The following is a 6401-nucleotide window of genomic DNA, read 5'->3' as shown; positions in this document are numbered from 1 at the left end:
AACACCTCTTTTTCAACTTCCTTTTGGCTTCGATGAACTGAAGCAACCTGCTGTCGAAACCTACTTAACTCATTGTTTACCAAGGAGTTTTCCGTTTCGACTGCGCCGGAAGTGGGGCGAATTATAGGCGCCCAGAATCTGCCGTCAACCTTCTTTTTCACATTTCTGTCATATAAGTCAAAAATGCCCGAAAACGCGAAGGCCGGCCCCAAGGGGCCGGCCTTCTACCTCTCCATCCTTACAAGCTCGGGAAAGCAAACTGCGAGGCTTCATGGCTGGCCCGCTGCGGCCAGCGCTGGGTGATCGCCTTGCGCCGGGTATAGAAACGCACCCCATCCGGCCCATAGGCGTGCAAGTCGCCAAACAGCGACCGCTTCCAGCCACCAAAGCTGTGATAAGCCACGGGCACCGGCAGTGGAACGTTAACTCCCACCATGCCCACTTCGATTTCATCACAGAACAGACGCGCCGCCTCACCGTCACGGGTGAAGATACAAGTACCGTTGCCGTACTCATGATCGTTGATCAACTGCATCGCCGCTTCCAGGCTGGCCACACGCACCACGCACAACACCGGCCCGAAGATCTCTTCTTTATAGATGCGCATCTCTGGGGTCACGCGATCGAACAGGCTGCCACCGAGGAAGAAGCCCTCTTCATGCCCGGCGACGCTCAAGCCACGACCGTCAACAACCAGCTCGGCCCCCGCCGACACACCCTCTTCTATATATCCAGTGACCTTATCCCGCGCCGGCCCCGTCACCAGCGGTCCCATATCCAGACCACAGGTGGTGCCCGCTCCGATCTTCAGCGCCTTGACCTGCGGCACCAGCTTGGCAATCAACGCATCCGCCACCTGGTCACCCACGCACACCGCCACCGAGATCGCCATGCAACGTTCACCGCAGGAACCGTACGCCGCGCCCATCAAGGCGCTGACGGCGTTATCCAGGTCCGCGTCCGGCATCAGCACCGCGTGGTTCTTCGCCCCACCCAGTGCCTGCACGCGCTTGCCACGCCTGGTGGCTTCGGAATAGATGTACTCGGCAATTGGCGTGGATCCTACAAAACTCAGCGCTTTTACCTCGGGCGCCTCGATCAATGCATCCACCGCGCCCTTGTCGCCATGCACCACACTCAGCACGCCTTTAGGCAGTCCCGCTTCCTGCAGCAATTGTGCGATCAGCAACGTTGAACTGGGGTCGCGCTCCGACGGTTTGAGGATGAAACAGTTACCGCACACAATCGCCAGTGGATACATCCACAACGGCACCATTGCCGGGAAGTTGAACGGCGTAATACCCGCCACTACGCCCAATGGCTGGAAATCCGACCAGGCATCAATGTTCGGGCCCACGTTGCGGCTGTATTCGCCCTTGAGAATCTCCGGCGCCGAGCACGCGTACTCCACGTTCTCGATCCCGCGCTTCAACTCACCGGCGGCATCCTCCAATGTCTTGCCATGTTCTTCGCTGATCAATTGCGAGATACGGGCTTCGTTCTGCTCCAGCAACTGCTTGAAACGAAACATCACCTGCGCACGCTTGGCCGCAGGCGTGTTACGCCAGGCCGGGAATGCCGCCTTGGCCGAATCGATCGCCTGTTGAATGGTTTCGCGACTGGCCAACGGTACCTGGTGAATCACTTGACCAGTGGACGGGTTGAACACGTCGGCACTCCGACCGCTGTCACTGACCAATTCACCGTTGATCAAATGCTGGATAAGGCTCATGCAGGACTCCTGAAACGTTGTTCTATATAGAAGGAGAAATCAGTCGATCTTGTTCAGCACGTCACCGACCGCATCGAACAGGCGATCCAGGTCCTGGGGCTTGCTGTTGAAGGTTGGCCCGAACTGCAGGGTGTCACCGCCGAAGCGCACGTAGAAACCGGCTTTCCACAAGGCCATGCCGGCCTCGAATGGACGCACGATCGCATCACCGTCACGCGGGTTAATCTGGATCGCACCGGCCAGGCCATAGTTACGAATATCAATCACGTTCTTGCTGCCCTTCAAGCCATGCAGCGCATTCTCAAAATGCGGTGCGACTTCGGCTACGCTCTGCACGAGGTTTTCCTTTTGCAGCAAGTCCAGTGCCGCGAGGCCGGCCGCACAGGCCACCGGGTGCGCCGAGTAGGTGTAGCCGTGGGGGAATTCCACTGCGTACTCCGGCGTCGCCTGGTTCATAAAGGTGTGATAGATCTCGCTGCTGGCAATCACCGCGCCCATTGGAATCGCACCGTTGGTGACCTGCTTGGCGATGCACATCAAGTCCGGGGTCACGCCGAAGCTGTCGGCGCCGAACATCGAACCGGTGCGGCCGAAACCGGTGATCACTTCGTCGAATACCAACAGGATATTGTGCTGATCGCAGATTTCGCGCAGGCGCTTGAGATAGCCCTGTGGCGGCACCAACACGCCTGCGGAGCCGGCCATGGGCTCGACAAACACCGCAGCGATGTTTGACGCGTCATGCAGTTCGATCAGCTTGAGCAACTCATCGGCCAACGCAATACCGCCCTGCTCCGGCATGCCACGGGAGAAGGCATTGCTCGCCAGCAACGTATGCGGCAGATGGTCGACGTCCATCATCGCCTGGCCAAACATCTTGCGGTTACCGTTGACGCCGCCCAGGCTGGTGCCGGCGATATTCACACCATGGTAACCACGGGCGCGGCCAATCATCTTGGTCTTGGTGGCCTGGCCCTTCAGGCGCCAGTAGGCGCGCACCATCTTCACCGCGGTATCGGCGCACTCGGAGCCGGAGTCGGTGAAGAACACATGGTTGAGGTTGCCTGGGGTCAGGTCGGTAATCTTTTCCGCCAGTTGAAAGGACAGCGGATGACCGTATTGGAAGCCCGGAGAGTAGTCCAGGGTACCCAACTGCCTGGCTACCGCCTCCTGAATTTCCTTGCGCGTATGCCCGGCGCCGCAGGTCCACAGGCCCGACAGCGAATCATAGACCTTGCGCCCCTTGTCATCGGTCAACCAGCTGCCTTCGGCGGCGACGATCAGGCGCGGATCGCGCTGAAAGTTACGGTTGGCGGTATAAGGCATCCAGTGCGCATCCAGCTTGAGTTGGCTGGCCAGGGATGATGGGGCGTTTTCCGGCATATTCATCAGCAAAACCTCGCAAGGCAAAAGGCAGCGTCGGGATTGAAAAAGCGTTGTTGCAGCTAAGTTGCCACGGCGATAAAGTCGATGAAATCCAACTTTTATAACCTTCAGTCAGGCCTTCACTAAACTATGAGCAGCCGTCGACCCGATCCGTTGGCCCAAGTCAGCGACTTCGATATCCGCTTGCTGCGCATCTTTCGCAGTGTGGTGGAATGCGGCGGCTTTTCGGCGGCGGAGACCGTGCTGGGCATAGGCCGCTCGGCCATCAGCCAGCAAATGAGTGATCTTGAACAGCGCCTCGGACTAAGGCTGTGCCAACGCGGCCGCGCCGGTTTTTCCCTGACCGAAGAGGGCCGGGAGGTTTACCAGTCGGCCCTGCAGCTCTTGAGTGCCCTGGAAAGTTTCCGCACCGAAGTCAACGGCCTGCACCAGCACTTGCGCGGCGAGCTGATCATCGGCCTCACCGACAACCTCGTCACCCTGCCCCACATGCGCATCACCCACGCCCTGGCGCAGTTGAAGGAGCGCGGCCCGGACGTGCAGATTCAGATCCGCATGATCGCCCCCAATGAAGTCGAGCAAGGTGTCCTCGACGGCCGCCTGCATGTCGGCGTGGTGCCCCAGGCCAGCGCGTTGTCGGGCCTGGAGTACCAACCCCTGTACAGCGAACGCTCGCTGCTTTACTGCGCGGTCGGCCATCCGCTGTTTTATGCCGACGACAAACAACTGGACGATATGCGGATCGACAGCCAGGACGCCATCGCACCCACCTTCCGCCTGCCCGCCGAGATCCAGGCTCATTACCAGGCACTCAATTGCACGGCGAGTGCCTCCGACCGCGAAGGCATGGCGTTCCTGATCCTCACCGGACGCTATATCGGCTACCTGCCCGACCATTACGCCAGCCTGTGGGTACAGCAAGGCCGACTGCGCGCGCTGAAACCGGCTACACGGTTTTACGATTTGAGCCTGGCATCGGTCACGCGCAAGGGCCGCCGCCCCCATTTGGTGCTGGAAAGCTTTCTGCAAAGCCTGGCGGCAACGCGCTAATTCGGACGTTGCGCAAAAAGCTGAGCAGATGGACAGCTTTTTGCAAGGCACAAGGACCTTGAACCGTCCGCCCCGAGTTGACCCGCCATGCCGCCAGAATCCTCCAGCCCCAACGACTTGATCTACGGCCTCGATGATCGCCCGAAACCACTGCCCGCCCTGCTGGCCGCCCTGCAACATGTGCTGGCCGCGTTCGTCGGTATCATCACGCCGCCCTTGATCATCGGTTCCACCCTGGGCCTCACCGCGCACCTGCCCTACTTGATCAGCATGGCGCTGATGGTCTCCGGCGTCGGCACGTTCATCCAGGCGCGCAGGCCGTTCGGTATCGGCGCCGGAATGATCTGCCTGCAAGGCACCAGCTTTGCGTTCCTGGGCGCGGTGCTGTCCGCCGGTTTCCTGGTCAAGCAACGCGGCGGCAGCCCTGAGGACATCCTGGCGATGATTTTCGGCGTGTGCTTTTTCGGCGCCCTGGTGCAGATCGTGCTGAGCCGGTTTATCGGCCAACTGCGCCGGGTCATCACACCCCTGGTGACCGGGATCGTGATTACGCTGATCGGCATCAGCCTGATAAAAGTCGGCATCACCGATCTCGGCGGCGGCTTCAACGCCCCCGACTTCGGCGCCCCCATCAACCTGGCCCTGGGCCTGTTCGTGGTACTGACGATCATCCTGCTCAACCGCTCGAACACGCCCGGGGTGCGCCTTTCGGCCATCATCATCGGCCTGGCCCTCGGCAGCCTGGCCGCCTGGTTCACTGGCAAGCTGGTGCCCCAGGCCTTACCCGAGGTGCCTCTGATCAGCCTGCCAGTGCCGTTTCGCTTTGGTTTCAACTTCGATTGGAGCGCCTTCCTGCCAATCGCGCTGATTTATCTGATCAGCAGCATCGAAACCGTCGGAGACCTCACCGCCAACTGCATGATCGCGCGCCAACCCATCAGCGGTGCGTCTTATATAAGTCGACTCAAAGGCGGCGTGCTGGGGGATGGCGTCAGTTGCATGATCGCCGCCACGTTCAGCGCCTTCCCCAATACCACCTTCGCGCAAAACAACGGGGTGATCCAACTCACCGGCGTGGCCAGCCGCTATGTCGGCTTGTACATCGGCGTAGTGCTGGTGTGCCTCGGGTTGTTTCCCATGATCGGCGCGGTGTTGCAGCAAATCCCCAAACCAGTGCTGGGCGGTGCGACCCTTGTCATGTTCGGCAGCGTCGCCGCAGCCGGTGTGCGCATCCTGGCCCAGGCACCACTGGACCGGCGCAGCATGCTGATCATCGCCACCTCCTTCGGTGTCGGCCTGGGCATCGCCGCCCAGCCCAATCTGCTGCACTTGATGCCCACCCTGGTGCAGAACCTGTTCGACTCCGCCATCACCAGCGGCGGCCTGACCGCCATTGTGCTGTGCCTGCTGTTACCCGAGGCGAAAACCGCCCACGCCGTTGCAAACCACACGCCCGAAAGCGACTCCCTGGAATCGCTTTGACGGTTTTATTGCATCAACACTTGTCTGAGGCTTGAGGGTGGGTTATCTGTGCACACGTCGCCTCCATCGATCAGCACGGAAACCTCCATGAGCCTCGAAGTTCCTGCCCACAGCAACCACGCCGGTAAACCCGCCAGCCGCATTCGGCAAAAGAACGAACAAGCGATTCTCCAGGCTGCTGAGGATGAATTCGCGCGCCATGGCTACAAGGGCACCAGCATGAACACCATCGCAGCCAGTGCCGGGCTGCCCAAAGCCAACCTGCACTATTACTTCACCAACAAGCTGGGCCTGTATATCGCGGTGCTCAGCAACATTCTCGAATTGTGGGACAGCACGTTCAACGCGCTGACCGCTGAGGACGACCCGGCCGTGGCCCTCTCCCGCTACATCCGCACCAAGATGGAATTCTCGCGACGCCAGCCACAGGCCTCGCGGATCTTCGCCATGGAGATCATCAGCGGCGGCGAATGCCTCACCGAATATTTCAGCCAGGACTACCGCGCCTGGTTCAGCGGCCGTGCGGCGGTGTTCCAGGCCTGGATCGATGCCGGCAAGATGGACCCCATCGACCCGGTGCACCTGATCTTCCTGCTGTGGGGCAGCACCCAGCACTATGCCGACTTCGCCACCCAGATCTGCCGCGTCACCGGTCGCACCAGGCTGACCAAGCAGGATATGGAGGACGCCGGTACCAATCTGATCCACATCATTCTCAAAGGCTGCGGCATCAAGCCAGCCCTATAAACGA

At 60.3% G+C, this 6401-nt stretch carries 5 protein-coding genes; 3 read left to right on the top strand and 2 right to left on the bottom strand.

Annotation, left to right across the window (positions count from 1 at the left end):
• Positions 1-238: 238 nt before the first annotated feature.
• Together TU82_RS27095 and aptA are read right to left on the bottom strand one after the other, a co-directional pair.
• Positions 239-1732 carry a CoA-acylating methylmalonate-semialdehyde dehydrogenase gene (locus tag TU82_RS27095; protein WP_057726425.1) on the bottom strand — a complete coding sequence of 498 codons (1494 nt, stop codon included), beginning with the start codon at positions 1730-1732 and terminating at the stop codon, positions 239-241.
• Between the two features lie 39 nt (positions 1733-1771).
• On the bottom strand, positions 1772-3121 hold the full coding sequence (gene aptA / locus TU82_RS27090; protein ID WP_057726424.1) for an omega-aminotransferase AptA: 1350 nt from the start codon (positions 3119-3121) through the stop codon (positions 1772-1774).
• Positions 3122-3247: 126 nt separating this feature from the next.
• Here aptA and TU82_RS27085 point away from each other — a divergent pair, with 126 nt between their 5' ends.
• The 3 genes from TU82_RS27085 to TU82_RS27075 all read left to right on the top strand — a co-directional run bounded on the left by TU82_RS27085 (position 3248) and on the right by TU82_RS27075 (position 6397).
• Positions 3248-4168 carry a LysR family transcriptional regulator gene (locus TU82_RS27085; RefSeq protein WP_057726422.1) on the top strand — a complete coding sequence of 307 codons (921 nt, stop codon included), beginning with the start codon at positions 3248-3250 and terminating at the stop codon, positions 4166-4168.
• A gap of 87 nt (positions 4169-4255) precedes the next feature.
• A complete protein-coding gene (locus TU82_RS27080) occupies positions 4256-5650 on the top strand; it encodes a uracil-xanthine permease family protein (protein WP_057726420.1) in 1395 nt (464 codons plus the stop codon).
• A gap of 87 nt (positions 5651-5737) precedes the next feature.
• Entirely contained in the window at positions 5738-6397 is a 660-nt protein-coding gene (locus tag TU82_RS27075; RefSeq protein ID WP_057726418.1) for a TetR/AcrR family transcriptional regulator, read from the top strand.
• Positions 6398-6401 lie beyond the last annotated feature (4 nt).

This window comes from Pseudomonas orientalis (assembly GCF_001439815.1).
In the GTDB taxonomy this organism is placed as follows: domain Bacteria; phylum Pseudomonadota; class Gammaproteobacteria; order Pseudomonadales; family Pseudomonadaceae; genus Aquipseudomonas; species Aquipseudomonas orientalis.
Note: the sequence above shows the minus strand (reverse complement) of the source record. Positions and strands in the feature narration are given on the sequence as shown.